The sequence below is a fragment of the Methylocystis sp. WRRC1 genome, assembly GCF_020733155.1.
In the GTDB taxonomy this organism is placed as follows: domain Bacteria; phylum Pseudomonadota; class Alphaproteobacteria; order Rhizobiales; family Beijerinckiaceae; genus Methylocystis.
This window is the reverse complement of record NZ_JAJFZJ010000001.1, coordinates 1,456,681-1,480,817: the sequence shown is the minus strand read 5'-3', so window position 1 is coordinate 1,480,817 and position 24,137 is coordinate 1,456,681. Positions and strand designations below refer to the sequence as shown.

The window sequence follows — 24,137 nt, the reverse complement described above, 5'->3', positions numbered from 1 at the left end:
GTCCGCGCGGACGAAGCATTTTGAACACGCCGGGGCGACCGGCGAATGACGAGGAAGAGCAAAGATGGCCGAGGGACACGCGAAACCTGATCACGACTATCATCTGGTCGATCCCAGCCCGTGGCCGATCGTCGGCGCCTTCTCCGCGCTCATCATGGCCATCGGCGCCATCATGTGGATGGCCCAGCACAAGGGCGCGCCGATCTACGGCATGAACTTCGGCGGCACGGTGTTCTTCATCGGCCTCGCGGCCGTTCTGATCGTCATGTACGCCTGGTGGAGCGACATCGTTCGCGAGGCGCAGGTCGAAGGGCACCACACGCCCGTGGTGCAGCTTCATCACCGCTACGGCATGATCCTCTTCATCCTTTCCGAGGTCATGTTCTTCGTGGCCTGGTTCTGGGCCTTCTTCAACTCCAGCATCTTCCCCGACGACGTCTGGCAGGTGACGCGCACGGAGCTGTTCCAGGGCGTCTGGCCGCCGAAAGGCGTCGAGGTGCTCAGCCCCTGGAAGCTGCCGCTGCTCAACACGGTCATCCTGCTCACCTCGGGCGCCACGCTCACCTGGGCGCATCATGGCCTGCTGCACAATGATCGCGACGTTCTCAAGAAGGGCCTCATGGCGACGATTGGCCTAGGCCTGCTGTTCACGCTGATTCAGGGCTATGAATACGCGCACGCGCCCTTCGCCTTCTCCTTCGATCCGGCGCATCCCGCGGCGACGAACTATGGCTCGACCTTCTTCATGGCGACGGGCTTCCATGGCTTCCACGTCATCGTCGGCACGATCTTCCTGATCGTCTGCCTAATTCGCGCGCTGAAAGGCCATTTCACGGCGACCCAGCATCTCGGCTTCGAATTCGCCGCCTGGTACTGGCACTTCGTCGACGTGGTCTGGCTGTTCCTGTTCTGCTGCATATATGTGTGGGGCAACTGGGGCGGCACGATGGAGTAAGACGCGCGGCGCGCGGCCATCGCGCGCCGGCCTTTCTCGGAATATCGACGGTCACGGCGCCGCCGTGGCCGTTTTCTTTGGAGCGCACAATCCATGTCCGAAGAGCATGTCTATCCTCCGGCGTCGGTCTATATCGACGGCCTGCTCGGCAGATGCCCCCGCTGCAGCAAGGGCAAGATGCTCGAGGGGCTCCTCTCCGTGGCGCCCAAATGCGACAATTGCGGTCTGGACTTCTCCTTCGCCGATACAGGCGACGGTCCGGCGATATTCGTGATGACCATTGCAGGCTTCATCATCGTCGGCCTGGCCTGGTATATCGAGGTCGTCTACCAGCCGGCCTACTGGATCCATGCGGCGATCTTCCTCCCGCTGTCCGCCATTGTCTGCATCGGCCTGCTGAGGCCGGCCAAAGGGCTGCTGATCGCCCTGCAATATTTCAACAAGGCCGAAGAAGGCCAGCGCGAGTCATGATGCGCGGCGCGCGAGCGCTGCTGTGGCCCGCTGTCGCCGCCGCGCTCGCCTTTGCCCTCCTCGTCGGTCTCGGGACGTGGCAACTGCGCCGCCTCGGCGAGAAAGAGGCGCTCATCCAGCGTGTCGAAGCGCGGGCGACGGGCGCGGCTGCCGATCTCCCCCCGCGCGCGGCGTGGGCCACGCTCAAGCCGCAGGATTACGATTTCAGCCATGTGCGCGTGAGCGGCCGCTACCACGGCGGCCGCGATGCGCTGATCTTCACCAAGCCGCCCGAGGGTTTTGGTCGCGAGCCGGGTTATCTCGTGCTGACGCCCTTCGCCCCCGTCTCGGGCGGGGTCGTTCTGGTCGAGCGCGGCTTCATCCCCGCGTCGAAAGCCGCCGATCTCGCGAGCCGCGCGCCCCCCGAAGGAGAGACGACAATCGTCGGTCTCCTGCATGCGCCCCAGACGCGGAACCTCTTCACGCCCGCCGACGAACCCGCACGTTTCATCTGGTATACGCGCGACCCGGCTGCGATGTCGGCTGCGCTCAACCTCGGGGAGGCGGCGCCTTTCACCATTGCTTTGGAGGCGCAGGGGGAGCCGGGAGAATTTCCACGGCCGGTCCCCGCCGCGCCGGAGATCGTCAATAATCACTTTTCCTACGCCGTCACCTGGTTTTCGCTGGCTTTCGCGCTCGTCGTGATCTTTGCGCTTTATGCGCGCGGTCGCCTCGGGCGCGGCGCTCTTTGAGCCAGCCCTTGCGGCGCGGGCGAATATGTTATGAAAAGACGCGTTGAATCGCGTCGCTGGCGGCGCGTTCCTCTCACACGGACATGACGTTGCGCTATCTCTCGACGCGCGGGGAAGCCGCGCAGCTTCCTTTCGCCGACGTTCTGCTCGCCGGCCTCGCGGCCGATGGCGGACTCTACACGCCGCTCGCCTATCCGCATGTCGCGCCGAGCGACATCGCGGCGCTCGCGGGCGTCCCTTACGCCGAAGCTGCGGCGCGTCTCATCGGTCCTTATGTGAACGAGACTTTTCCGCCCGAGTTGCTGCGCGCGGAGACCGAGGCGGCCTATGCGAACTTCCGGCACCGCGCCATCGCGCCGCTGTCGCAGATCGCCGACAATCTCTTCGTGCTCGAACTGTTCCATGGTCCGACGCTCGCGTTCAAGGATCTGGCGATGCAGCTTCTCGGCCGCATGATGAATCATGTGCTCGAGAAGCGGAACCTGCGTGCGACCATCGTCGGCGCCACCTCCGGCGATACGGGCGCGGCGGCGATCGAGGCCTTTCGGGGCCTGCCGCGCGTTGATGTCTTCATCCTCTATCCGCATGGCCGCGTGTCGGACGTGCAACGCAGGCAGATGACGACCGTCGCCGACGACAATATCCACACGATCGCGCTGGAAGGCACATTCGACGACGCGCAGAACATCCTCAAGCGCCTCTTCCGTAACGCGCCGTTCCGCGAGCGCGTGGGTCTCGCGGGCGTCAATTCGATCAACTGGGCGCGTGTCGTCGCGCAGATGGTCTATTATTTCACGAGCGGCGTCGCGCTGGGCGCGCCGCACCGGCATGTTTCCTTCGCCGTGCCGACCGGCAATTTCGGGGACGTGCTCGCCGGCTACATCGCCAAACATATGGGCCTGCCGGTCGAGCGGCTGATCGTCGCGACCAACGCCAACGACATTCTGGCGCGCGCGATAACGACAGGCCGCTACGAGCCGCGCGGCGTCACGCCGACGCAGTCGCCGTCGATGGACATTCAGGTTTCGTCGAATTTCGAGCGCCTTCTGTTCGACGCCTGCGGCCGCGATCCGGCGGCGATTCGCGCGGCTTTCGCCTCGCTGGAACAGTCCGGGGGCTTCGACATCTCCGCCGGCCCGCTCGCCGCGATCCGCGCGGAGTTCGACGCGCAGTCGGTCGATGAGGCGGAGACCACCGAGGAGATCGCGCGCACCTGGCGCGAGGCCGGCTATGTGCTCGACCCCCACACGGCGACGGGCGTGCGCGCCGCGCGGGCGCGCCTCAGGGTCGACCCCTCGACGCCTGTGGTGGCGCTCTCCACCGCGCATCCGGCGAAATTCCCCGACGCGATCGAGCGCGCGATCGGCCAGCGGCCGCGCCTTCCGGACGCTGTCGCCGCGCGTCTCGACGGCCGGGAGCGTTTCACCGTCCTCGAAAACGACGAAGCGCGCGTCGCCGCTTTCATCGCGGAACGCGCCCGCGCGGCGCAGGTCTGAGGCGAAGATCCGAGATGGCACTGTTCGGAATCATGGGACGCCGCGACATGCCCATTCGGGGCGAGGGCGTCTTTTTGCGACCCGCGGAGATGCGCGATTTCGCCGAATGGTCGTCGCTGCGTGAGCGAAGCCGCGCCTTTCTCACGCCGTGGGAGCCCGTCTGGCCGGCGGATGACCTCACCCGCGCGAGCTTCCGCTATCGCGTGCGCCGGCACGCCGAGGAAATGGCGCGCGACGAAGCCTATTCCTTCTTCATCTACCGGGAGGATGACGAAGTGTTGGTCGGCGGTCTGTCGTTCGGATATGTGCGGCGCGGCGTCTCGCAATCGGCGACGCTCGGCTACTGGATGGGCGAGCCTTACGCCGGCAAGGGTTACATGACCCGCGCCGTGCGCGCCGCCTGCGCCTACGCCTTTCAGAAGCAGGGGCTGCACCGCATAGAGGCCGCCTGCCTGCCGAGTAATGAACCTTCCAGGAGGCTGCTGGAGCGCGTCGGCTTCCGGCATGAAGGCTATGCGCGCTCCTATCTCAACATCAACGGCCAGTGGCGCGACCATCTGCTCTTCGCGCTGCTGGAGACGGACCCGACGCCGCCGGGCAAACCTGCGCCCTGCGACTCTCGTGTGGGTGAAACACGTTGACCATGCCAAAAGGTAAATGCTGAGCTTCCGCTGGTTTTCAAGTAAATGAAAATCACGGGCGTCGCTCCGCGTCGCCGCGCGCGACGGAGGGCGCAGGATTGACCGTGACCATTGGCGATGTCGAAACGAGTCTCATCGGCGGGGCGCGCGTCGCGCGACTTAACCTCGAACAGACCGCGCGGCTCATGCTCGATCTGGCGCGGCGTCCGGCGCGGGCGGAGGGGCCTTACTATCTCACCTCCGTCAATGGCGAAGTGCTGGCGCGCCGCGCCTTCGATCCCGAATTCACCAAGCTGATCGATTGCGCCGATCTCATCAACGCCGATGGCCAGCCGCTCGTTGCGGCCTCGCGCCTGCTCTCGAAACAGCCGCTGCCGGAGCGCGTGGCGACAACCGATCTTTATCCGATCGTCGCGCGCATGGCGCAGGATGCGGGAGCGAGCTTCTATCTGCTCGGCGCGAGCGAGGAGGTGAATCGCGCGACCTGTGAGGCGACGAAGCGCATCGCGCCGCGCGTGAACATCGTCGGGCGCTCGCATGGATTCCTGAAAGGCGCGGAGCTGGAAGCGAAGCTCGACGAAATCAACGCGCTGGCGCCGGACATTTTGTGGCTCGCCATGGGCGTGCCGCTGGAACAGCAATTCGTGCGCGACCATGCGCATCGCCTGCCGAATGTGAAGATGATCAAGACGTCGGGCGGGCTTTTCGATTTCGTCTCCGGCGTCAAGAAACGCGCGCCGCAATGGATGCAGGACGCCGGGCTCGAATGGGCGTTTCGTCTGGGACTGGAGCCGCGGCGGCTCCTGAAGCGTTACCTGACGACGAACCCCGTGGCGGCGTATCTGCTGCTGACCCGGACGCGGTGACGCCCGCCGCCAGGCGCATGGATCACGACAGCGCCCTTGAAAAAGTAAAGCTCAAGTATTCGATCTCCATTACGTCAGCAAAATATGACACTTGACGTCCTGCGAGAGCAGGAACATCATAATTATGCGGCTTTAAAGAAAGCTCGCAAAATGATTTGCGAGCCAATTCAATATTTCTTTTCTGTTCAAGGAGATTGAGATGACTCGTCGTCCCGCGCCGCCCTCCCGTCCGACCCCCGCCCCGCCGGCTTCTCCGCGCCTCGGCATGGTGATGCGCTTCACGCCCGGAGCGGCCGCGGCAGGCGTCCGGCAACTCGAGTCCGAAGGCTTTCAGGTCGCCTCGTCCCGGGACTTCCGCGCCGCGGCCGCCGTGCCGAACGACTTCGGCGGCGCCGACGTTCAATATTTCGAGCGCTTCGGCATCGCGATCGTCCGCCGAGACGGCGAGCGGCTCAAGCCGATGCTGGAAAAGGCGAGGGAGCAGAAGGTCGTCAGCAATATCCGGCCGGAGCACAGCTATCGCGCCCTGGGCGCAGCCTCGGACAGATCGGGCCGGCCGAGCCACGCCTCGCTGAGCGACGCCGGCGGTTTCGACCGCGATTATCTGAGGGGATATCGCGACGGCGTCAACGAATTGATCGACCGTCTGCTCGGCGAGACCGCCATCGAAGGCAAAAGGGCCGCCGAGCGTTTCGACGAGAGCAGCGTCACCTGGGGTCTTCAGGCTGTCAAGGCGCCGCTTTCCAGCCTCACCGGCGCCGGGATCAAGATTGCGGTGCTGGATACCGGTTTCGACGAAACCCACCCGGATTTTCTGGGGCGAGCGGTCACAAAGAAGCTTTTCGCCAGCCAGAGTTCGCCCAATGACGTTCATGGGCATGGCACGCATTGCATCGGAACCGCTTGCGGACCGCTCAGGCCCGAAAGGGCGCCGCGCTACGGCGTCGCCTATGAAGCCGAGATCTATGCGGGCAAGGTGCTGGGCGACGACGGCTTCGGCACCGACCGGTCCATCATCGCCGGAATGGATTGGGCGGTGGAGCAAGGGTGCCAGATCATTTCGATGTCGCTCGGCGCGGCGACGCGGGTCGGCGACCAGCCGAACGCCGATTATGAGCAGATCGGGCAGGTCTGTCTGGACTCCGGCGTGCTGGTGGTCGCCGCCGCGGGCAATGAAAGCGAGCGCCCCCGGCGCATCGCGCCTGTTGGCTCGCCCGCGAACGCCTCTACAATAATGGCGGTGGCCGCCGTGGACCAGAATTTCAACCCGGCGTCCTTCTCCTGCGGCGGCGTCAATCCGGGGCAGGACGTGGACATCGCGGCTCCGGGCGTCGGGATTCTTTCCTCTCTGCCCGGCGGCGGCTATGATCGCTGGGACGGCACCAGCATGGCGACGCCGCATGTGGCCGGCGTCGCGGCGCTGATCGCCCAGTCCGATGCGACATTTCGCGGCTGGGCGCTATGGGCGCGCGTGCTGCAACTCACGCGGCGGCTCAACGTCCCGGCGCGTGACGTGGGCAAGGGCCTGTTGCAAGCGCCGCAGCCATGAGGCGGCGCCGGGAGACGACAAGAAATGGAACGTGGCGCGTCGGGAAAGGTCGATGTGACAATCCGCATCGACAAGGCGCAGGCCCAGAGGATCGAGGAGATCGTCCAAGCCCTGCAAAAACTTGGACTCGATCACATCGAGCGGCATCTGCGTTTCATGATCGTGAACGGACGCGTGCGCGCTGATCTGCTCGACGCGCTGCGGCGGGTGGAAGGCGTCGCCTCCGTGCGTGAAGATCAAATCTACAAGGCCCAATAAGTCGAAACGCCATTCCGCGATTCCCGAGCGGCCGGCGATGAGCCGACGCGCCTGCAAAGAAGGGCGCGCGGCGCTTGTCAGCGTCCGTCGAGCCGCCCCGCCAGTCTTGCCCACAGCGCATTGTCGGCGCGGAACACATAATCCAGCCGGGCGCTCGTCACGCTCTTTGCGCCTTGCCCGATCAGCCAGTCGGCGAGGCCCGCGACTTTCTTCGCCGGGCAGGTAAAGGTCGCCGTGTCTGCGACGCTCTCGCGCAGGGCGGCGTCGAATTTCGTTTCGGCCTTGCGGATGATCTTGTCGGTGAGGTCGGGCAGCGTCGCCCGCACCTCGCGCGTCATGCGCGCTTCCTCTTCCGCCGCGATGCGCGAGAGGATGACGCGCGCGGCTTCGCGGGCGGTCTCGCCCCAGGGCGCGGTCAGCGAGGCGACGAGATTGGCCTGCGAGCGCAGGATCACGCCGTCGTCGAGAACCTTGAGCGCATTCGCGGCGAGGGTCGCCCCCGTCGTGGTGATGTCGACGATGAGGTCGGCCGAGCCGGCGGCGGGCGCGCCCTCGGTCGCGCCGGAGCTTTCGACGATGCGATAGTCGCTCACGTCATGCTGCGCGAAAAAGCGCCGCGTCGTGTTCACATATTTGGTGGCGACGCGCAGGCCGCGCCCGTGCCGGGCGCGGAAGCCGGCCGCGACATCGGCGAGATCGGCCATGCCGCGCACGTCGATCCACGCCTGCGGCGCGGCGACAACGACATTGGCGTGACCGAAGCCGAGCGGCGCGAGCAATTCGACCTTGTTTTCGGGATCGGCGATCTCCTCGCGCACCAGGTCTTCGCCGGTCACGCCGAAATGAACCTCGCCGCGCGCGAGGCGGCCGGTGATTTCGGAGGCGGAGAGGAAGGCGACCTCGACGCTGTCCATGCCGGCGATCGAGCCGCGATAATCGCGCGCGCCGCGTCCCTGCGTGAGCTCCAGCCCTGCGCGGCCGAAGAAGGCGCTGGCGTTTTCCTGCAGGCGGCCCTTGGAGGGCGAGGCGACGATGAGTTTTGTCATGCCGCGTCTCCCGCCAGCCGGTCGATCCAGATCGCCGCGCCCACGGCCGGAATGTCGGCCCCGGCGCCGAGCGTTTTCAGCAGGCGGTCATAGCGGCCCCCGCCGATCACGGGTTCGCCGCCCGCCGCATGGCGCGCCTCGAAGACGAAGCCGGAATAATAGTCGAGATGGCGCGCGAAACTCGCCGAAAAGACCATGTCGTCGAGACCCAGTCCGCGCGCGGCGATGAAGCCCGAGCGCGTGTCGAATGAATCGAGCGCCGCGCCGAGATCGAGATTCGCGTCGTCGGCAAGGCGGCGCAGGGCCGTCGAGGCGGCGTCCGGCGCGCCCTCTATGGCGAAAAACGCTTCGGCCAGGGCGCGTTTCTCCGCCGGGACGCCCGCGCCCTCGGCGAGCGTCGCCTGCTCGAGAAAGCGCTCGGCGATCTCCGCCGCGCTGCGTCCTCCGACCGCCGTGATGCCGGCGATGGAGAGCAGGTCCTCGACGAGGCGGCGGGCGTCGGCGGGATCGACCTTGGTCAGCGCAGCGAGGACGCCGCGCTGATCGGCTGCGGCGCCGTTGCGCTGCGGCGGCGCGAAGATTTCGGCCGGCGACTGGCCGCGGGCGTGGCCGGCTTCGATGCGCCGCCGCCAGACGGAAGGCAGGTCCAGACGATCCAGAAAGGCGGCGACGAGCCCCGCGTCGCCGATATGCACGGCGAGAGGGCCTGCGCCGCCAGCCTTGGCGGCTTCGAGCGCCGCCCCCATGATCTCGGCGTCAGCCGCCTCGCGGTCGTCGCGGCCGAAGCTTTCTATGCCCGCCTGCAGGAATTCGCCGTCGCCGGCGGCGCCATGTTCGGGCGCGCGAAAGATCGAGCCGCCGTAGGCGTAGGCGGCGACTTTTCCGGCCGCGCCGGAGGCGAGATAATCGAGGCAGACGGGAATGGTGTATTCCGGGCGCAGGCAGAATTCCGCGCCCGAGGCGTCGCTCGTGAGATAGAGCCGCCCGCGGAAATCCTCGCCCGAACGGTCGAGGAAGACGCCCGCCGGTTGAAGGAGCTTCGGCTCGCGGCGCGAGAATCCCTCGTGTTCGAAATGCCCGAGAATCGCGGCAAGGATCCCGGACTGCCGCCCGGCGGCTGTGGCTTTCGCGTCTTTCACGCGCATTTTTCCTTCCGATTTTGCGCATTCTTTAGCAAGCGCGTCGCTGCGGCGCACCCGCTTTCCGGCGGAAGCCGTTCAAAATGGTGAAAACAATGGGTTAACGCCATGTTTGGGGCGTTCCACCCCCATTGAAAACATTGGCGTTTCGGCCGCGCCGCCCAAACCTTCTGGCCCGCCCGACCCCGAAAAAGAAATCGCCGCCCGGCTTGGGGAAGCGGGCGGCGAGGATTACGAAAGGACGCAGGCAAGCAACCTTCCGCAAAAGGAATACGCCCTCGCTCGCCTCGACGCAATCGCAAATTTGGTCGACCCGCACCTTGCGGACCTCGACGCCCTCGACGCGCTGATCTGGCTCGCCGACGCCGTCATGTTCGGGGAGGCGCTGGCATGAACGCGCCGTTCCGACACGACAGCCCCGAACTCGTGAGCCGCGACGCGGATTGGATTCGCCGCGACGCGCTTTGCGAATACGCCAGCGTCCTTGAGTCGTTGGCCGTGAGCCTTGGGGAGGCCGCTTATCGCGGCGCCGACACCTTGGCCGAAATGCACCTCCGTCAAATCATCGCAACGACGCGGACGGCGACCGCGACGTTCCGAGAAATCGGCAAAAGCGGAGACGCGGCATGAGCGCACTCCGCAAACCCATGGTCGCGGAAGGCGGCGACAGCGCCGCTCTTCGGACGCAATCGCACGAGGCAAGACCCGCCTCGGAGCGGGTCGATTATCGAGTCCTTCGAATGCGCGCGCTGATCGGCATTCAGGAATGCCTCCGCGTCGCTGAGAATCGTATCGCGAGCGGGACCGCGCTCAATTGGCATAATCTCGCATATTGCTGGGCTGTCCCGGTCCTGATGTTTCCCGCTCGCGTCTACAAGATCACGAAGGGGAAGCACGCGCACAAATATCAACGCGAATACTTCGCGACATGGCCCGACGCCACCGCGAAATCTCTTCTTGTCGAACTGGGGATTGCAAACCCCGAGCCGTGGATCGTCGAAGCGGTTCAGTCGGGAATCGACAAGGCGCGCCGTCGGAGGGTGAGGGGCTTCGTCAACGCCGACACCGCCGCAAGGATGATCGGCGTAGATCGCGCCGAGCGTGAGAATCTTCAGTTGCGCACGATAGGCGCGATTGACTTCCTGAAGGCCGATCGGGCTGCGGCTGCAACCGAACGGCGAAAGGCGAGAGATAAAAAACGCAGGGCGGCCGCCCGCGTCGCCGCGGGCGCGCGGCCGCGCTCGCAAAGCTATTCCGCCGTGAAGCCATGGGCCGCTTTTGGAGAAAGCCGCGCGTCTTTCTACCGCCGACCGAAAGAGGAGCGGGAACAAATGCTTAAGCACGTCATCGGCGAGCCTGAGACAAATTCGTCGCCCCCTATATCCCCGAAGGGGATTAATAGGCCCGCCGACGAAGTTGTCTCGGCAACCGTTGTGGAATTTCCATTGGCCCGGCGCACAGCCCAAAGGGCGCCGGGGGTGGATCGGGAAACGAGCTTGCCGGCAAGCGCTGGCGGCGGCAGACCGCCAAGCGCGCGGCCTGACGGCCATCAGGATCGTCTCGAATGGTGGGCGGCGCCCGTTCCCGGTTGGCCAGAAACGCTCACAATCAGGAACATCGTCACGGACGCGGAAACCACGATCCGGCTACAGGAAGGTGGCGATGACTGATCCGGCTTCTCTCGCACCTTCCGAGCTATCGACGGCAAGGCGCCGACGGCAAGGCGCCGCGAACGACGAAAAGTTGCTCGACCTCTCGCGCCGCGTCGCGATGCTCACCGTGTCGCGTCGCGACCCGGAGGCTTTCTTCGCCGAGCGATCCGAGATCGCCCATGAACTGCGCCGGCTGGCGATGGGAGGGCGACATGGCCAGTCCTAAGCGAGCCGAGCGGGTCCTTTCCAAGGCGGCGGGATGCGGGGCGGTGATCCCCGACGGTTCACTCTCGAATGAAAAACCCAAAGGGGAACCGATGCTTACGGGCAGGGAGCTTGCGAAGCTGCTTGGCGTTCATGAGAGGACGATTCGAGACCTGGTCGACCGTGAAGTGATTGTGAAGGCGGAGCGGGGAAAGTATGAGCTCGCCGCGTCTGTCCGGGCGTATTGTGAGCATCTTCGCCATGTCGCTTCCGGGCGCGGCGGCGAGTCGGGCGTTTCGACGCTCACGGCGGCGCGGGCGCGACTGGCGCGAGAGCAGGCGGACGCTGCGGCTCTGAAAAACGCGGCGTTGCGCGGCGAGATGATCGCGGCCGCAGAGGTCGCCGCGGCGTGGCGCATGATCATGACCGGCGTGAGGTCTCGCATGCTCGCCATCCCCTCGCGAGTCCGGGCCGCCATTCCTCATATGACGCTCTCCGAGGTCGACATCGTGGAGCGGGAAGTCGTCGACGCGCTGAAGGATTCGGCCAATGGATAGCCTCGCGAGAGTCCGCAGGGAGGCGCTGTCGGCGCTAATGCCGCCGCCCGCCGTCACCCTTGCCGAATGGATCGAAAGCAATGTGCGGCTTCCGCAGGGAGTTTCCGCGCAGCCGGGCGCTGTGAGGCTGTGGCCTTATCAACGCGAGATTGCCGACGCGATCGGCGACAAGCGAATCGAGCGCGTGACGTTGGTCAAATCGGCACGTCTTGGCTTCACCACCTTGCTTTCCGGCGCCATCGGCCATTTTTGCGCGAATGAGCCAAGCCCGATCCTCGCGCTTCTCCCGACCGAGGCGGACGCGCGCGACTATGTCGTTTCCGACATCGAACCAATCTTCGAAGCCTCGCCGGCCTTGCGTGGCTTGCTCGAGGCCGACGCGAGCGAGGGCGGGCGCAACACGCTCCTTTCGCGCCGCTTTCCGGGCGGAAGCCTGAAGATTGTCGCGGCCAAGAGCCCGCGCAATTTGCGGCGGCACAACGCCCGCGTTGTCCTGGTCGACGAGGCCGATGCAATGGATCCGAGCGCAGAGGGCTCGCCGATCGCGCTTGCCGAGAAGCGCACGCTCGCGTTTCCCGATCGGAAAATCGTTATCGGGTCGACGCCGCTTCATGCGGAAACGAGTAATGTGATTCGGTCTTATGCGGCGAGCGACAAGCGGGTTTTCGAAGTTCCATGTCCCTCCTGCGGCGCTTTCATTTTCCTGAAATGGGCGCATATCGAATGGCAGGAAAAGCGGCCCGAGACGGCGGCATTTCGTTGTCCGCATTGCATGGAGTTGATCGAAGAGCGGCACAAGATGGCGATGATCCGCGCCGGGCGGTGGGACGCCCAAGCGCCCGAAGTTCGAGGCCACGCAGGCTTTTGGATTAACGCGCTCGTTTCGCCGTTGCCAAATGCAAGCTGGGGCAAGCTCGCCGAAGAGTTTCTTCGGGCGAAAGACGATCCCGATTTGCTTCAGCCTTTCGTGAACACGGTCCTTGGGGAAGGCTGGTCGGACGCCGAAGAACAGGCGGACGAACTCGCCTTGCAACAGCGTCTGGAGCCATTCGGCTTGGACCGTATCCCGCCCGAAGTGCTCGCCGTGACGATCGGCGTGGACGTGCAGGATGATCGGCTGGAAGCGACGATTGTCGGATGGAGTCGGGTTGAGGCTCTCATTCTCGGGCACGCCGTGATTTGGGGCTCTCCCGATGACGACAGCACATGGAGCGAACTGGACGAACTGTCCCGCACCCGTTGGCGCCATCCCTTCGGCGGGCAGTTGCGTGTCGACGCCATGATCGTCGACTCGGGCGACGGCGATTGGACCGATAAGGTCTACGCCTTTTGCTTCCCGCGCCTCTCGCGCCGCATCATGGCCGGCAAGGGCGTGTTCGGAAGTCGCCCGGCGCTTCAGGCGAGCAAATCGAAGGTGAAGGGCGGGCGGCTCTTCCTGATCGGTGTCGACGGGCTGAAAACCACGATCTATTCGCGCCTGGCGCGCGGCCGGTCAATCCGATTTTCGGACAGTCTGGAGCCCGTCTTTTTTGAACAACTCTGCAGCGAGAGGAAGATATTGCGCTACGTGCGAGGGCTCCCCCAGCGCCGGTTTGAGCGCATTCCGGGGAGGGCGGCCGAGGCGCTCGATTGCACGGTTTATGCCTTCGCGGCCCGACAGGGCGTGACGATCCTGTTTGACCAGCGAGAGGCGGAATTGCGGTCTGCGGAGCCGCCCAAGGCGCCGCCGCGCGTCATGAGGTCGAGCTGGATGGATAGATAACTCAATGGCGAGCAAACCAACTTGGTAGATCGGGGCTTGGCGTTTCTTGGTCTTTTAAGTTGGGAAGCATGTATCCCAAAAATTCGCCAGCCGCTTCGTTGGCGCTCATTTGCTGCGGAATAAGTTCACTCGCACGAATCGCTTCGTCTGCAATTATTTGCACACGAGAAGCGAAATATCCGTCAACATATTTTTGCGCCAAATCTTTATTGCTAGTGAGGTAAGCGGCGTTTGCTAAAATAGTTGTCTGGACGATGTAAAGAAATTGCTCTTGCTTAGTCATTTCGATTTCTCCATTGCCTTTTCCAATAGCCGCCGGATGGCTTCCGAGCGCGATGGCGCGTCTTTCTGGCGCGCCGCCCATTTTTCTATTCGCTCGATCAGCGATGCCGGCGCGCGAAAAGTGACCAGTGGCTCTTGCCCCGTAACGGGCCGGCCTCTCTTTTTTTGTATTACGGGAATTGACTTCTTCATGAATGTTGTATTACACAAAATATGCAAAGCAAGCAACGTGGACTCGTCAAGCGTCGGAACATGCCGTTCCGACGAATGCCATTGGCTTGCCTGAAGGAGAGCGAAAATGATCAGTGAATCGCAGCAGTCTGAAGAACTTGAGGAACTCGACATTGCGGAGGCCCTTCAAAAGATCGAACGGCGCCTGACCGGACTCGATCTTGCCCTCGCCGGCGCCGGCCTTTCCGTCGAGACGTTCGATGCCCTGACCGATCTGGTTCTCGACGCGCGCTCAGACCTTCACGAGCTCGTTCAACGGCTGAAGGCTCAGGACGAGGCCAAGCGTGCCCAAGGCGCGGCGCGGGCGGCGCGGGTATTTCTCGACGCTGAGCGCGGCGGGCCGATTGTGGAAGGGGTCGAGTCATGACGCCGCTTCGCGTTCGGCTCGCGCGCGGTCTGCTTTGGATTGCGCGCGGGCTAATCGGGCTCGCCGAGCGGTTTGAATTTGGGAGAAGGTATTGAATTTTCTACTTCTTCCCGATGGCAGATTCGATCGTCGCGCAATCATGCGCGACGCTCACCGCCAGTTTCGACTGATGGCGGCGCATGGCTGGTCCTGGTCGCGCTGCTTGGCCTTTTCATGGGCGCGGGCGAAGGCGATGCGGGCGCGGGCTGGATCGAAAATGGCGGCGTGAGCGGCCAATAATCGACGCGCTTGCATCATTCTCGAAAAAATGATACGAATGCGTCGAAATGGACCAGACGCTCACCGCCTCCGAAGTCATAGCCGCAGCCGGTTGTCCTGCGTCGTCCCTGCGCGCATGGCAAAATCGAAACGGGCTTTTCCCTCACCTTGCCAAGGATGGAGGATGGCGCCGTTATGCGTTGTCAGACGTGATTGGCGTCCGCGTCGTCGTAATGCTGACAGAGCGCGGTTTCGCCGCACAAGAAGTCGTCAACCTTGTCAACGCTATGCGCCCAAACCTGGAGAAGGCGGCGCAGGGATATGCGCCGCTGATCGGCATTGGGCGCGCGGAAGACGGCGAGTCGCTTGAATTTCGCGAGTTGCAGGGATCGGGAACCGTTCTCGATAATCTCGGATGGTTTGTTGATCCTGTCGTCGTCGTGCTCGACCTTCGCAAGATCACGAATGAAGTTTTCTTTGCAGTTCGGGAGATGCGCCAATGAATCTCCCCGCCATCATTCGTCGCGCCCTCGGCATCTCGACCCGCAATTATGAAGCGGCCGGTTCCGGCCGGCGCTGGCGCAACGCGACCGAAATGGCCAGCCCTCCCGCCGCAGCATTGGCGAGCCGAGCCGCCATCATGCGCCGGGCGCGGGGCGCATACGCGAATCAAGCGTTTGCCAAAGCGATCATTGATCAATGGACGGCGAGCGCGATCGGGTGCGGCGTGAAGCCCGTTTCAAAAGCCCCCGATTCCGAGGCAATCGACGCCGCCTTTTCCCGCTGGTGGGATAGGGCGGATTTTGACGAAGGGACCGACTTTGGCGGCCTTCAGGCGGCCTTGTTCCGTTCGATGGCGCTCACGGGCGACGGCTTCGCGTCGCTCGAAACCGACGACCGGGGCGAGCTTCGCATCCGCCTTCTGGCGAGCGAGCAAGTCGCGACCGTGACGACGCCCGACATGGGCGGCGGGCGCTGGACGATGGATGGCATCGAGTAAGGGCCCGACCTTCGCCGCGCCGCAATCCATCTTTATCGGACCCCGCCCGGCCTTCCTCTTCCGTCGCCTTCGCTGGACACGATTCGCCTGCCAATCGAGGATTGCATTCATCTCTACAGGCAGGACCATATCGGACAAGTGCGCGGCGTCTCGTGGCTCGCGCCGGTCCTGAAGCGCCTGGACGATCTTGATGGCGTGTCGGACGCGCTCACGATGCGCGCCCGCACGGCGGCGCTATTTACAGGTTTCGTGACCGGCGACAGTGGCGACATTCTCGCGCCGGACGCGGCAACCGGCGACACGTCGCTGGAGCCCGGCTCAATGGTGCGGCTCCGCGCCGGTGAGGAAGTCTCATTCGCGCAGCCGCCGGAGATCGGCGCGGAAACTTCCGACTTCCTGAAGGCTGTCATTCGCGAATGCGCGGCGGGCTGCGGCGTTCCTTACGAGCTTGTTTCCGGCGACTTGTCCAACGCGAACTATTCGAGCCTGCGCGGTTCAATGATGGCGTTCCGCCGCGGCGCTGAACAATTACAATACGCCGTAGTTATTCCTCAACTAAGGAAAATTTACAGGCGTTGGTTGACGCTCGAAATTCTCGCCGGCCGCATTCAGGCGCCGGGCTTTGAGCGCGACCCGGAAAGCTGGCTTGCGGCGGATTGGCTGTGTCCGAAGTTCGCTCCGGTCGATCCCGTGAAGGACGTGCAGGCTGACATTCTCCAAATCGACCACGGTCTGAAATCCCGCCGCGAATGCGTCGCCGAACGCGGCCGCGATCTTGAAGAGCTTGATCAAGAGATTGCCCGTGACCGCGACAGCGCCGACGCCCTCGGGCTGCAATTCAATCTCTCGACACAGATGCCGAAGGACGCCGCCGCATGACCGAGCAGACCATCATCATTCGCCGCGCGAGCCGTTCGCCCTCTTCGTGGAACGCCGAGACGCGAACATTCGACATTGTGCTGTCGACAGGCGCCGCCGTCATGCGCTTCGATATGCGCGGCGCATACGAAGAGATACTGTCGCTCAATCAGCAATGGCCGGCGAGCGTTCCTCTCTTGGACGCGCACAATCGCGAAACCGTCGGCGCCATCCTGGGCAGCGTCTCGAACATTCGCACGATCGGCGGCGAAGTCATCGGAACCGCGACCCTCTCGAAACACGGCGAACTGGCGCAGCGTATCGCCGCCGAACTGAGCGACGGCGGCAAGTTCTCCGCCAGCATCGGCTACCGCGTGACGCAGTGGACGGAAGAAAAACGCGACGGCAAACGCGCGAAGATCGCCACGAAATATGACCTTCTGGAGGTATCGCTTGTCGTCATCCCGGCGGACGCGACGGCAGGCACAAGAGCAAGGACTAATGAAATGACAGAGACGATTGAACAGACCGAAACGACGACGCGCGCGGAGGCCAATTCGGCGATCCGCTCGATTGCGGAGATTGCCGGACTGGATCGCACGTGGTGCGACGCGCAGATTGACGCGGAAGTGAGTGTAGAAGACGCCCGCGCCGCTGCTTTCGAGGCAATGAAGGCGCGCGGCAATCAGACGCGCACCGTGCGCACGGCGACTGTTGGCTTCTCTGGCGACGATCCCGAGTTCCGCCGCGCCGCGATGGCCGAGGCGCTTTACGTGCGCAGCAACCCAACGCATCAGCCAAGCGACGCGGCCCGCCAGTTCTGCGGCCTAAGCATGGTGGAGATGGCCCGCGATCTTCTCCGCTCCCGCTCTATCTCGACAATCGGTCTCTCGCCGGCCGGCGTCATCGATCGGGCCATGGCGATGACGACGTCGGACTTCCCGCTTTTGCTCGCGGACGTGGTGAACAAGGAACTGCGAGCCAGCTACTCGGCGGCGCCGTCCGGCATCAAACAGGTCGCCCGCATGACGGCCGCGCGCGACTTCCGCGCGAGACACCGCGTCCAAGTGTCCGGCCCGCTCACCTTGGAGAAGGTCGGCGAACACGGCGAGTTCAAGGCCGGCGCCTATGCGGAGAGCAGGGAGAGCTACTCGCTCGAAACCTTCGGCCGCGTAGTCGCCTTCAGCCGACAAGCCATTGTGAACGACAGCCTTGGCGGCCTGAGCGACCCGGCCCGCATGTTGGGCCGCGCGGCGGCGGAGTTTGAGGCGGCGGCGCTCGTTTCGCTGATCACGACCAATCCGACGATGAGCGACAACAAGGCGGTTTTTCACACCGACCACGACAATCTCGCCGGTTCCGGCGCGACGATTGACGCCACGTCGCTTTCGGCCGCGCGCCTGGCCATGCGGACGCAGACCGGATTGAGCGGCGAGCCGATATCGGTCACGCCGAAGTATTTGATTGTCGGGCCGGCGAAGGAAACCTCCGCCGAGACAATCCTTGCGACGATCAGCCCGGTTGAAACGGCGGGCGTCAATCCATTCGCCGGCAAGCTGCAATTGATCGTTGAGCCCCGCCTGTCCGGCAACCAATGGTATCTGGCGGCGGACCCGGCCGAAATCGACGGGCTCGAGTTCGCTCACCTCGAGGGCGAGGGCGGCCCGCAGGTCGCGAGCGAAGTCGGCTTCGACGTGGACGCCGTGAGGTTCCGCGTCCGCTTGGACTTCGGCGGCGGATGGATCGACCATCGCGGCTGGTTCAAAAATCCGGGCGCATAACGATGGACCTGGCCACACTTCAAGCCCGGCTGAATGACCTGTTGGCTCTCCGCTATGGCGGGGAGGCCGAAATCGAAACAAGGACGCTCGACGCGTCCGAGCGGGTCCGGTTCCGCAGCGACACGGAACTGGCCCGCGCCATCGCCGACGTGGAGCGCCGCATTGCCGAACTCAACGGCGGCGGCTCCCGCATCATCAAACTCTCACCCTCGAAAGGGCTGTAACCATGCAGAATTTTGTTCAGGTCGGCGACGTGCTGACCGTGACCGCTCCCGCCGCCGTGAACAGCGGCGACTTCGTGATTGTCGGCAAAATTGCAGGCGTCGCCGCGACCGACGCCGAGTCTGGCGCCGACGTGGAGCTTGCGACCAAGGGCGTGTTCGAGCTTCCCGTGACGGGCCTTGCCGCCGGCGAGCCCGTCTTTTGGGATGCGACCCCCGGCGTTCTGACGGCGACGCCAACAGATAATACGCGCGTTGGCGTCGCGGTAGCTGCCAGCGGGGCGTCGACCACGCGCGTCAAGATTGATCCTGTCATCACCTAATCCGGGGACTTCCTTTTGACGGCGCCGGCAGCCCGTCGAATAACGGGAAAGGCGATCAGCGCCCCCGGCGCGCGTGTCACGCGAGACGTTCTGTCAATCGCCGAAGGCCGCCACTCAATTTCAGAGGCAAATCAAGCCAATGTCGACCACGCCACGCCATATCATCGCTCCCCGGCTTCTCCGCCGGGAGCGCGCGGCCGCGTATCTCGACATCAGTCCGACGCATTTCGATAAGCTCGTGCAGGCCGGCCGTCTCCCGCCGGCCAAGAGGCTCGACGACAGGATCAAAGGATGGGACGCGCGGGACCTGGACGCGGCGGTTGACGAGTTGCCCTATGATGGCGCTTCGCCGCCGGACACGACTTGGGACGATTGAGCATGTCGAACAAGCGCCCGCCACATATCGAGGTCTTCAAGGATCGTCACGGAAAGACCCGCGTCTACTTCCGGCGCGGCAAGGGCGCCCGCGTTCCGCTTCCCAGCCCGATCGGCTCGCCCGAGTTCGAGACCGCCTATGCGGAGGCCCTCGCGGGCAATGTCTCGGCGCGCAATGAGAAGCGCAAGCCGGCCTCGCCCGGCACAATCGGCGCGCTGATCCTGAGCTATCAGCAAAGCGGAGAATATCGCGCGCTCAGAGACACGACGAAGCGCAACTATCAGACATGGCTGAAGCCGCTGATACAGGACCATGCGCATCGCACGCTGTCTGGCATGACGCGCAGCGGCATCGTGACGAAGATCCTCGCCCCCTATGCAGACCGCCCTGGCTCAGCGTTGAATGTTCTCCGCATATTGCGCGTCCTGATCCGCCACGCAATCGAGATCGAATGGATCAATCATGATCCGACCCTTGGCATTAGGCGCCCGAAGCTGGGCGAGATTCGGTCATGGACCGACGCCGAGATCGAGCAATTCGAAAAGCGCTGGCCTATCGGGACACGTGAGCGACTCGCCTTCGCCCTGATGCTTTTCACGGGCCAGCGGCGTTCGGACGTGCGCCGTATGACATGGGCGACCACTACCCCGGCGACGATGACCGTGACGCAGCAGAAGACCGGCGCAAGGCTGATTATTCCGATCCATGCCGATTTGCGCGAGACACTCGCCGCCGCGCCTCGCGACCACGTGTCCATGCTTACGACGGCGGCCGGCAAGACCTTCAGCATAGACGGCTTCAGCCATTTCCTTCGCGACGCGATCACGGCGGCGGGGCTCCCGCTGGAATGCCAGCCGCACGGGCTCCGCAAGGCCGCCGGGCGCCGTCTCGCCGAAGCCGGATGCTCGGCAAAAGAGATCATGGCCATCCTTGGCCACAAGAGCTTGGCGGAGGCGGAGCGCTACACGCGGGACGCCGATCAAGAGACCCTGGCGGAGGCGGCCATCTTCCGTCTGGAGACGGGACGAATTAGCAACAAAGTTCCCAAACCGTCCCTAAAAGGTTTGGGGAAAATTTCTGAAACAGAAAGGAAAACAAAGAGATGAAAATGAGGTTCCCAATCCCGGCGGAAAGGTGAATTGCAGCGCAAAAAACTTCCGGGAGCCGGGGATACGGCCGCCGCGGCGCTCACTTCTCCGGGATGAGATTCAATATTTCCGCGAGCGGCTGGGCGCTGGTCGCGTCCGGCGGTTCGAACGGCTTCTCGACCGAGGCGACCAGCGAGAGCGAGATCACCGCCGCTCCGGCGAAGATCGCCTGCGCCATCAATTGCGGGCGCGGGCGCTCAAGGTGGGTCGCGGCGAGGCTGATCTGCGTCAGGAATGCGAGCAGGAAGACCGCCGCCCATTTCCGGTCGTCCGGAAAAGCGTTGGCGATCGAAAGCCGTTGTTCGCGCGCGGAATTGAGGCCCAGCGCGGTTTCGGTGAGCGCGCGCTCGAAACGCCGGTCAGTTGAGGTTCTGGCGACGACGCGCGTGAGATGGTCGAGCGCGGCTTGCGCCTCCGGCGCGCCCTCGCCGTCCTCCATGGTCTTCCATTCGAGGCCGACGACGGCCTCGACATATTCGCGGATCGCGGCGCGAAGCGTCTCGTCGACGCTTCCATTCACCTCGCTGAGCGCGCGAAGGGTCAGCAAATACTCATGTTCCTTGTTGATGGCGCGGCGCGCCTGCCGGTTGCTCTCCCAGATGTCCTGCGAAAGAAAGGTCACCATCAGCGCGAAGAGCGTTCCGGCGATGTTGACGAAGGGCGGGACGACGCCCCGCGCGCCCTGCAGGACGGGCGCGAGCGGCGAAGCGAAGCTGAGCCAGGCGAGGAAGGCTGCGAAAGCGACGAAGGCCAGCACCAGCGTCACTTCCATCATGGGCAGGGTTTGCGACAGCCAGTAGGACAGCAAGAGCGCCTCCGCGCATGAAAACAGCGACGGCTTCGTATCGCCGCCGGGGAGCAGGGGGAAGGGGCGAAAGGCCAGTTTTCGCTGAAAAACGGAAAATCCGCAGCCGCCGCAATGCGCGCCGAGGCCCCCCTTGCGTCCGGGCGCGTCCTCTGCCACATAAGGGCCGGGAGGTTGGCGTTGGACGTTTCACTCGCCAACCGGGTCAGGTCCGGAAGGAAGCAGCCCTAACGAGCTTGAGCGGGTCTTCGTCCAGCCTCCTACCTTTCCGACAGGCGCGCTGCGCAGGGCCTCGCTGCTTCTGCCCTCGCGCCTTTCGTCTTTCTAGCGCGGAACGAAGATGGACCACGAGCACGACCAGCCGTCGCTCGAGCCGGACAATGGCCCCTCGCTCTTTGGCGCCGCCGCCGAGCCCGCCGCCGCTTATCGCGTCCTGGCGCGCAAATATCGTCCCACGACCTTCGTGGACCTCATCGGCCAGGAGCCGATGGTGCGCACGCTGGAGAACGCCTTTGACCTCGGCCGCATCCATCAGGCCTATCTGCTGACCGGCGTGCGCGGCGTCGGCAAGACGACGACCGCGCGCATTCTCGCCCGCGCCTTCAATTATGAGCTGCCGGCGAAAGACGGCCGCCCCGCGATCGAAAAGCCGACGATCCACATGGACGAACTCGGCGTCCATTGTCAGGCGATCATCGACTCGCGCCATGTCGACGTGCTGGAGATGGACGCCGCCTCCCACACCGGCATCGACGACGTTCGCGAGATCATCGACAACGCCCGCTATCGCCCGGTGATGGCGCGGACCAAGGTCTACATCATCGACGAAGTGCACATGCTCTCCAAGGCCGCCTTCAACGGCCTACTGAAGACGCTCGAGGAGCCGCCGGAGCATGTGAAGTTCATCTTCGCGACGACCGAAATCGACAAGGTGCCGGTGACGGTGCGCTCGCGTTGCCAGCGGTTCGACCTGCGCCGCATCGACGCCGGTCTGCTCGCCAGCCATTTGCGCGGAATTTGCGAGAAGGAGAATGTGGCGATCGAGCCAGACGCTCTCGCCATGATCGCCCGCGCGGCGGAGGGCTCCGCGCGCGACGCGCTCTCCCTTCTCGATCAGGCGATCGCCTATGGCTCGGCGCACGCCGCCGGCGGCGCGATTGCGGCGGATGATCTGCGCCTCATGCTCGGCGTCGCCGACAAGGCGCGGGTGATCGATCTCTTCGAGACCGTGATGGCCGGCGACGTCGGCCGGGCCATCGCGCTGCTGGAAGACCAGTACAACGGCGGCGCCGATCCGGCGCAGGTTTTGCTGGAGCTTGCCGAGTTCACCCATCTCGCGACGCGGCTGAAGCTCGCGCCCGAAACGGCGCAATCCGCCGCGCTGACGCCGGAGGAAAAACGCCGCGGCTCGGACGCGGCCGAGCGGCTTTCCGTTCCCGCGCTGACGCGCGCGTGGCAGATCCTGATGAAGGGCGTCGACGAGTTGCGCGGCTCGCAGCGTCCCCTGCAGGCCGCCGACATGGTGCTGGTGCGGCTCGCTTACGCCGCCGACATGCCGACGCCGGGCGAGTTGCTGAAACAGTTGGGACATGGCGCCGGCGGCGCCGCGCCTGCCTCCCCCGCGCCGGGCGGCTCCCCGTCACGCGGCGCGCCCGTCGCGATCGCCGGCGGCGCGCCGGCTCTGCGCAACCAAGGCGCGGCTCGTCCCGTCGCCGCGCCCGCTTCCCCGGCGCCCGAGCAGCAGGGCGTCGCCATCGCGAGCTTTGATGCGTTGGTCGCGCTCGCCGAGGAGAAACGCGACATCCGCTTGAAGCTCGCGCTCGAATCGGATGTGCGGCTCGTGCGCTTCGAACACGGCCGCATCGAATTCGAGCTCGCCCCCGGCGGCTCGCGCGATCTCGCCTCGGCGCTCATGCAAAAGTTGCAAGCGTGGACGAATGAGCGCTGGATGGTGTCGATCGTCGCTGCGGGCGGCGCGCCGACGATCAAGGAACGCCGCGACGCGCAGGAGCGCGAGCGCCGCTCGGGGCTCGAGGCCGATCCGGTCGTCGCGGGCGTTCTTGCGCGCTTCCCCGGAGCGCAGATCGTCGCGGTGCGCAGCAAGGACGAGGGCGCCGGCGCTCCGGAGGCGCCGGACGTGCAATATGACGATATGTCTCCCGATGAAGACTAACGGAGAGAGCTGATGATGGATTTCATGGGCCTGATGAAACAGGCGCAGCAGATGCAGGCCAAGATGGCCGAGGCGCAGCTCGAACTCGAACAGACCGAGGTCGAGGGCGAGGCCGGCGGAGGGCTGGTGAAAGTGCGGCTCACCGCCAAGGGCGCGATGAAATCAATCTCCATCGACCCGAGCCTCGTGAAGCCCGAGGAGAAGGAAATCCTCGAGGACCTCATCGTCACCGCACATATGCAGGCGCGCGCCAGGGCCGACGAAGTCATGGCGGAAAAGATGAAGGCGATGACGGGCGGGTTGCAGTTGCCGCCGGGCTTCAAGCTGCCGTTCTGAGTTCCTTCAATGGCGGAACGCGTCGCAGGTCCCGAAATCGAACGGCTCGTGCAGCTCCTTGCGCGACTGCCGGGGCTCGGCCCGCGTTCGGCGCGCCGCGCGGCGCTGCATCTCATCCGCAAGCGGGAGGAATTGCTCGCGCCGCTCTCCGACGCCATGCGCGTCGCGCAGGAACGCATCGTTTCCTGCTCCGTCTGCGGCAACATCGATACGAGCGATCCCTGCACCATCTGCCGGGACGCGCGGCGCGATCCGTCGATCCTCGTCGTCGTGGAGACTGTCGCCGATCTCTGGGCGCTGGAGCGGGCGGGACTGCTCAACGCCCGTTATCATGTGCTCGGCGGCGTGCTGTCGCCGCTCGACGGCGTCGGGCCGGACGATCTGACGATCGCAAGCCTCATCGAGCGTGTTCGCGCCGGAGAAATCCGCGAGATCGTGCTGGCCGTCAACGCCACCGTCGATGGCCAGACGACCGCGCATTACATTGCCGATCTCCTGTCCCCCTTCGGCGTGAAGGTGACGCGGCTCGCTCATGGCGTGCCGGTGGGCGGCGAACTCGACTATCTCGACGAAGGCACGCTCGCCGCGGCGCTGGAGCGGCGGACGAGTTTTTAGGCCTGTAAAAGAAATGGCCGGGTCCGCCCCGGCCAT

General features: G+C 64.7%; 30 protein-coding genes, 1 other RNA gene and 1 pseudogene. 27 read left to right on the top strand and 5 right to left on the bottom strand.

Annotation, left to right across the window (positions count from 1 at the left end; genetic code table 11):
* Positions 1-64: 64 nt before the first annotated feature.
* The 8 genes from LG047_RS07230 to LG047_RS07195 all read left to right on the top strand — a co-directional run bounded on the left by LG047_RS07230 (position 65) and on the right by LG047_RS07195 (position 6,967).
* Entirely contained in the window at positions 65-955 is an 891-nt protein-coding gene (locus tag LG047_RS07230) for a cytochrome c oxidase subunit 3 (protein WP_227966108.1), read from the top strand.
* Between the two features lie 93 nt (positions 956-1,048).
* On the top strand, positions 1,049-1,426 hold the full coding sequence (locus LG047_RS07225) for a DUF983 domain-containing protein (protein WP_036283378.1): 378 nt from the start codon (positions 1,049-1,051) through the stop codon (positions 1,424-1,426).
* Positions 1,423-2,157: an SURF1 family protein gene (locus tag LG047_RS07220; protein ID WP_227966107.1), complete on the top strand. Its 735-nt coding sequence runs from the start codon at positions 1,423-1,425 to the stop codon at positions 2,155-2,157. The genes LG047_RS07225 and LG047_RS07220 overlap by 4 nt, the downstream gene beginning before the upstream one ends.
* Positions 2,158-2,246: 89 nt before the next feature.
* Positions 2,247-3,653: a threonine synthase gene (thrC, locus tag LG047_RS07215; RefSeq protein WP_227968447.1), complete on the top strand. Its 1,407-nt coding sequence runs from the start codon at positions 2,247-2,249 to the stop codon at positions 3,651-3,653.
* Between the two features lie 14 nt (positions 3,654-3,667).
* Entirely contained in the window at positions 3,668-4,294 is a 627-nt protein-coding gene (locus tag LG047_RS07210; RefSeq protein WP_227966106.1) for a GNAT family N-acetyltransferase, read from the top strand.
* A gap of 104 nt (positions 4,295-4,398) precedes the next feature.
* On the top strand, positions 4,399-5,160 hold the full coding sequence (locus LG047_RS07205) for a WecB/TagA/CpsF family glycosyltransferase (RefSeq protein ID WP_227968446.1): 762 nt from the start codon (positions 4,399-4,401) through the stop codon (positions 5,158-5,160).
* Between the two features lie 199 nt (positions 5,161-5,359).
* On the top strand, positions 5,360-6,709 hold the full coding sequence (locus LG047_RS07200; RefSeq protein ID WP_051134186.1) for a S8 family serine peptidase: 1,350 nt from the start codon (positions 5,360-5,362) through the stop codon (positions 6,707-6,709).
* A 24-nt stretch (positions 6,710-6,733) separates the two neighbouring features.
* On the top strand, positions 6,734-6,967 hold the full coding sequence (locus tag LG047_RS07195) for a hypothetical protein (RefSeq protein WP_227966105.1): 234 nt from the start codon (positions 6,734-6,736) through the stop codon (positions 6,965-6,967).
* Between the two features lie 77 nt (positions 6,968-7,044).
* On the opposite strand, the gene hisG is transcribed toward LG047_RS07195, so the two are convergent.
* A complete protein-coding gene (gene hisG / locus LG047_RS07190) occupies positions 7,045-8,013 on the bottom strand; it encodes an ATP phosphoribosyltransferase (RefSeq protein ID WP_227966104.1) in 969 nt (322 codons plus the stop codon).
* Positions 8,010-9,158, bottom strand: coding sequence for an ATP phosphoribosyltransferase regulatory subunit (locus tag LG047_RS07185; protein ID WP_370635019.1), 1,149 nt, complete (start codon positions 9,156-9,158; stop codon positions 8,010-8,012). The genes hisG and LG047_RS07185 overlap by 4 nt, the downstream gene beginning before the upstream one ends.
* Positions 9,159-9,264: 106 nt before the next feature.
* On the opposite strand from LG047_RS07185, the gene LG047_RS07180 reads away from it, so the two are divergent.
* Genes LG047_RS07180 through LG047_RS07155 form a run of 6 tightly spaced genes read left to right on the top strand, consistent with a single transcriptional unit; the run spans position 9,265 to position 13,327 of the window.
* Positions 9,265-9,546, top strand: coding sequence for a hypothetical protein (locus LG047_RS07180; RefSeq protein WP_227966102.1), 282 nt, complete (start codon positions 9,265-9,267; stop codon positions 9,544-9,546).
* Positions 9,543-9,782 carry a hypothetical protein gene (locus LG047_RS07175; protein ID WP_227966101.1) on the top strand — a complete coding sequence of 80 codons (240 nt, stop codon included), beginning with the start codon at positions 9,543-9,545 and terminating at the stop codon, positions 9,780-9,782. The genes LG047_RS07180 and LG047_RS07175 overlap by 4 nt, the downstream gene beginning before the upstream one ends.
* Positions 9,779-10,822 carry a hypothetical protein gene (locus LG047_RS07170; protein WP_227966100.1) on the top strand — a complete coding sequence of 348 codons (1,044 nt, stop codon included), beginning with the start codon at positions 9,779-9,781 and terminating at the stop codon, positions 10,820-10,822. Before LG047_RS07175 ends, LG047_RS07170 begins: the two co-directional genes overlap by 4 nt.
* On the top strand, positions 10,815-11,030 hold the full coding sequence (locus LG047_RS07165) for a hypothetical protein (protein WP_227966099.1): 216 nt from the start codon (positions 10,815-10,817) through the stop codon (positions 11,028-11,030). Before LG047_RS07170 ends, LG047_RS07165 begins: the two co-directional genes overlap by 8 nt.
* On the top strand, positions 11,017-11,565 hold the full coding sequence (locus LG047_RS07160) for a terminase small subunit (RefSeq protein ID WP_227966098.1): 549 nt from the start codon (positions 11,017-11,019) through the stop codon (positions 11,563-11,565). Before LG047_RS07165 ends, LG047_RS07160 begins: the two co-directional genes overlap by 14 nt.
* Positions 11,558-13,327: a phage terminase large subunit family protein gene (locus LG047_RS07155; RefSeq protein WP_227966097.1), complete on the top strand. Its 1,770-nt coding sequence runs from the start codon at positions 11,558-11,560 to the stop codon at positions 13,325-13,327. Before LG047_RS07160 ends, LG047_RS07155 begins: the two co-directional genes overlap by 8 nt.
* Position 13,328: 1 nt before the next feature.
* On the opposite strand, the gene LG047_RS07150 is transcribed toward LG047_RS07155, so the two are convergent.
* Entirely contained in the window at positions 13,329-13,691 is a 363-nt protein-coding gene (locus LG047_RS07150; protein WP_227968537.1) for a hypothetical protein, read from the bottom strand.
* Positions 13,607-13,801, bottom strand: coding sequence for a ribbon-helix-helix protein, CopG family (locus tag LG047_RS19725; protein WP_227968445.1), 195 nt, complete (start codon positions 13,799-13,801; stop codon positions 13,607-13,609). The genes LG047_RS07150 and LG047_RS19725 overlap by 85 nt, the downstream gene beginning before the upstream one ends.
* A 106-nt stretch (positions 13,802-13,907) precedes the next feature.
* Here LG047_RS19725 and LG047_RS07140 point away from each other — a divergent pair, with 106 nt between their 5' ends.
* From LG047_RS07140 to LG047_RS07100, 9 genes and pseudogenes are all read left to right on the top strand, one after another.
* Complete coding sequence (locus tag LG047_RS07140; protein WP_227966096.1) at positions 13,908-14,207, top strand: hypothetical protein; 300 nt, start codon at positions 13,908-13,910, stop codon at positions 14,205-14,207.
* Between the two features lie 91 nt (positions 14,208-14,298).
* Positions 14,299-14,475 carry a hypothetical protein gene (locus LG047_RS07135; RefSeq protein ID WP_227966095.1) on the top strand — a complete coding sequence of 59 codons (177 nt, stop codon included), beginning with the start codon at positions 14,299-14,301 and terminating at the stop codon, positions 14,473-14,475.
* Positions 14,476-14,533: 58 nt separating this feature from the next.
* Positions 14,534-14,968 (top strand): MerR family transcriptional regulator, encoded by a 435-nt coding sequence (locus LG047_RS07130; protein ID WP_227966094.1) that lies wholly within the window; start codon positions 14,534-14,536, stop codon positions 14,966-14,968.
* Positions 14,965-16,344: pseudogene (locus tag LG047_RS07125) on the top strand (phage portal protein). The gene LG047_RS07130 and the pseudogene LG047_RS07125 overlap by 4 nt, the downstream one beginning before the upstream one ends.
* Positions 16,341-18,104, top strand: coding sequence for a prohead protease/major capsid protein fusion protein (locus LG047_RS07120; protein WP_227966093.1), 1,764 nt, complete (start codon positions 16,341-16,343; stop codon positions 18,102-18,104). The pseudogene LG047_RS07125 and the gene LG047_RS07120 overlap by 4 nt, the downstream one beginning before the upstream one ends.
* Before the next feature lie 2 nt (positions 18,105-18,106).
* Entirely contained in the window at positions 18,107-18,328 is a 222-nt protein-coding gene (locus LG047_RS07115; protein WP_227966092.1) for a phage head-tail joining protein, read from the top strand.
* Between the two features lie 2 nt (positions 18,329-18,330).
* Positions 18,331-18,648 carry a DUF2190 family protein gene (locus LG047_RS07110; protein WP_227966091.1) on the top strand — a complete coding sequence of 106 codons (318 nt, stop codon included), beginning with the start codon at positions 18,331-18,333 and terminating at the stop codon, positions 18,646-18,648.
* Between the two features lie 139 nt (positions 18,649-18,787).
* Complete coding sequence (locus LG047_RS07105; protein ID WP_227966090.1) at positions 18,788-19,024, top strand: AlpA family transcriptional regulator; 237 nt, start codon at positions 18,788-18,790, stop codon at positions 19,022-19,024.
* Between the two features lie 2 nt (positions 19,025-19,026).
* The gene (locus LG047_RS07100) at positions 19,027-20,130 is read left to right on the top strand and encodes a tyrosine-type recombinase/integrase (protein WP_227966089.1); all 1,104 of its coding nucleotides are present in this window, start codon (positions 19,027-19,029) and stop codon (positions 20,128-20,130) included.
* Positions 20,131-20,212: 82 nt separating this feature from the next.
* Here LG047_RS07100 and LG047_RS07095 read toward each other — a convergent pair whose 3' ends face one another.
* Positions 20,213-21,136, bottom strand: a complete 924-nt coding sequence (locus LG047_RS07095) for a DUF4239 domain-containing protein (protein ID WP_227966088.1) — start codon at positions 21,134-21,136, stop codon at positions 20,213-20,215.
* A 9-nt stretch (positions 21,137-21,145) separates the two neighbouring features.
* On the opposite strand from LG047_RS07095, the gene ffs reads away from it, so the two are divergent.
* From ffs to recR, 4 genes are all read left to right on the top strand, one after another.
* Positions 21,146-21,242: signal recognition particle sRNA small type (gene ffs / locus LG047_RS07090), an RNA gene on the top strand.
* Between the two features lie 75 nt (positions 21,243-21,317).
* Positions 21,318-23,150 carry a DNA polymerase III subunit gamma/tau gene (locus LG047_RS07085; RefSeq protein WP_227966087.1) on the top strand — a complete coding sequence of 611 codons (1,833 nt, stop codon included), beginning with the start codon at positions 21,318-21,320 and terminating at the stop codon, positions 23,148-23,150.
* Positions 23,151-23,162: 12 nt separating this feature from the next.
* The gene (locus tag LG047_RS07080; RefSeq protein WP_036283359.1) at positions 23,163-23,486 is read left to right on the top strand and encodes a YbaB/EbfC family nucleoid-associated protein; all 324 of its coding nucleotides are present in this window, start codon (positions 23,163-23,165) and stop codon (positions 23,484-23,486) included.
* Between the two features lie 9 nt (positions 23,487-23,495).
* Positions 23,496-24,101, top strand: coding sequence for a recombination mediator RecR (gene recR / locus LG047_RS07075; RefSeq protein WP_036283355.1), 606 nt, complete (start codon positions 23,496-23,498; stop codon positions 24,099-24,101).
* Positions 24,102-24,137: the final 36 nt, after the last annotated feature.

Excerpts from the sequence above, each read along its gene's own strand:
- LG047_RS07160 (WP_227966098.1), top strand. The coding sequence starts at position 11,017 with ATGGCCAGTCCTAAGCGAGCCGAGCGGGTCCTTTCCAAGGCGGCGGGA.
- LG047_RS07200 (WP_051134186.1), top strand. The coding sequence starts at position 5,360 with ATGACTCGTCGTCCCGCGCCGCCCTCCCGTCCGACCCCCGCCCCGCCG.
- LG047_RS07230 (WP_227966108.1), top strand. The coding sequence starts at position 65 with ATGGCCGAGGGACACGCGAAACCTGATCACGACTATCATCTGGTCGAT.
- LG047_RS07220 (WP_227966107.1), top strand. The coding sequence starts at position 1,423 with ATGATGCGCGGCGCGCGAGCGCTGCTGTGGCCCGCTGTCGCCGCCGCG.
- LG047_RS07185 (WP_370635019.1), bottom strand. The coding sequence starts at position 9,158 with ATGCGCGTGAAAGACGCGAAAGCCACAGCCGCCGGGCGGCAGTCCGGG.
- hisG (WP_227966104.1), bottom strand. The coding sequence starts at position 8,013 with ATGACAAAACTCATCGTCGCCTCGCCCTCCAAGGGCCGCCTGCAGGAA.
- LG047_RS07140 (WP_227966096.1), top strand. The coding sequence starts at position 13,908 with ATGATCAGTGAATCGCAGCAGTCTGAAGAACTTGAGGAACTCGACATT.
- LG047_RS07170 (WP_227966100.1), top strand. The coding sequence starts at position 9,779 with ATGAGCGCACTCCGCAAACCCATGGTCGCGGAAGGCGGCGACAGCGCC.
- recR (WP_036283355.1), top strand. The coding sequence starts at position 23,496 with ATGGCGGAACGCGTCGCAGGTCCCGAAATCGAACGGCTCGTGCAGCTC.
- LG047_RS07110 (WP_227966091.1), top strand. The coding sequence starts at position 18,331 with ATGCAGAATTTTGTTCAGGTCGGCGACGTGCTGACCGTGACCGCTCCC.
- LG047_RS07175 (WP_227966101.1), top strand. The coding sequence starts at position 9,543 with ATGAACGCGCCGTTCCGACACGACAGCCCCGAACTCGTGAGCCGCGAC.
- LG047_RS07210 (WP_227966106.1), top strand. The coding sequence starts at position 3,668 with ATGGCACTGTTCGGAATCATGGGACGCCGCGACATGCCCATTCGGGGC.
- LG047_RS07130 (WP_227966094.1), top strand. The coding sequence starts at position 14,534 with ATGGACCAGACGCTCACCGCCTCCGAAGTCATAGCCGCAGCCGGTTGT.
- LG047_RS07105 (WP_227966090.1), top strand. The coding sequence starts at position 18,788 with ATGTCGACCACGCCACGCCATATCATCGCTCCCCGGCTTCTCCGCCGG.
- LG047_RS07150 (WP_227968537.1), bottom strand. The coding sequence starts at position 13,691 with ATGGGCGGCGCGCCAGAAAGACGCGCCATCGCGCTCGGAAGCCATCCG.
- LG047_RS07155 (WP_227966097.1), top strand. The coding sequence starts at position 11,558 with ATGGATAGCCTCGCGAGAGTCCGCAGGGAGGCGCTGTCGGCGCTAATG.
- LG047_RS07120 (WP_227966093.1), top strand. The coding sequence starts at position 16,341 with ATGACCGAGCAGACCATCATCATTCGCCGCGCGAGCCGTTCGCCCTCT.
- LG047_RS07165 (WP_227966099.1), top strand. The coding sequence starts at position 10,815 with ATGACTGATCCGGCTTCTCTCGCACCTTCCGAGCTATCGACGGCAAGG.
- LG047_RS07225 (WP_036283378.1), top strand. The coding sequence starts at position 1,049 with ATGTCCGAAGAGCATGTCTATCCTCCGGCGTCGGTCTATATCGACGGC.
- LG047_RS07115 (WP_227966092.1), top strand. The coding sequence starts at position 18,107 with ATGGACCTGGCCACACTTCAAGCCCGGCTGAATGACCTGTTGGCTCTC.
- LG047_RS07195 (WP_227966105.1), top strand. The coding sequence starts at position 6,734 with ATGGAACGTGGCGCGTCGGGAAAGGTCGATGTGACAATCCGCATCGAC.
- LG047_RS19725 (WP_227968445.1), bottom strand. The coding sequence starts at position 13,801 with ATGAAGAAGTCAATTCCCGTAATACAAAAAAAGAGAGGCCGGCCCGTT.
- LG047_RS07085 (WP_227966087.1), top strand. The coding sequence starts at position 21,318 with ATGGACCACGAGCACGACCAGCCGTCGCTCGAGCCGGACAATGGCCCC.
- LG047_RS07100 (WP_227966089.1), top strand. The coding sequence starts at position 19,027 with ATGTCGAACAAGCGCCCGCCACATATCGAGGTCTTCAAGGATCGTCAC.
- LG047_RS07080 (WP_036283359.1), top strand. The coding sequence starts at position 23,163 with ATGATGGATTTCATGGGCCTGATGAAACAGGCGCAGCAGATGCAGGCC.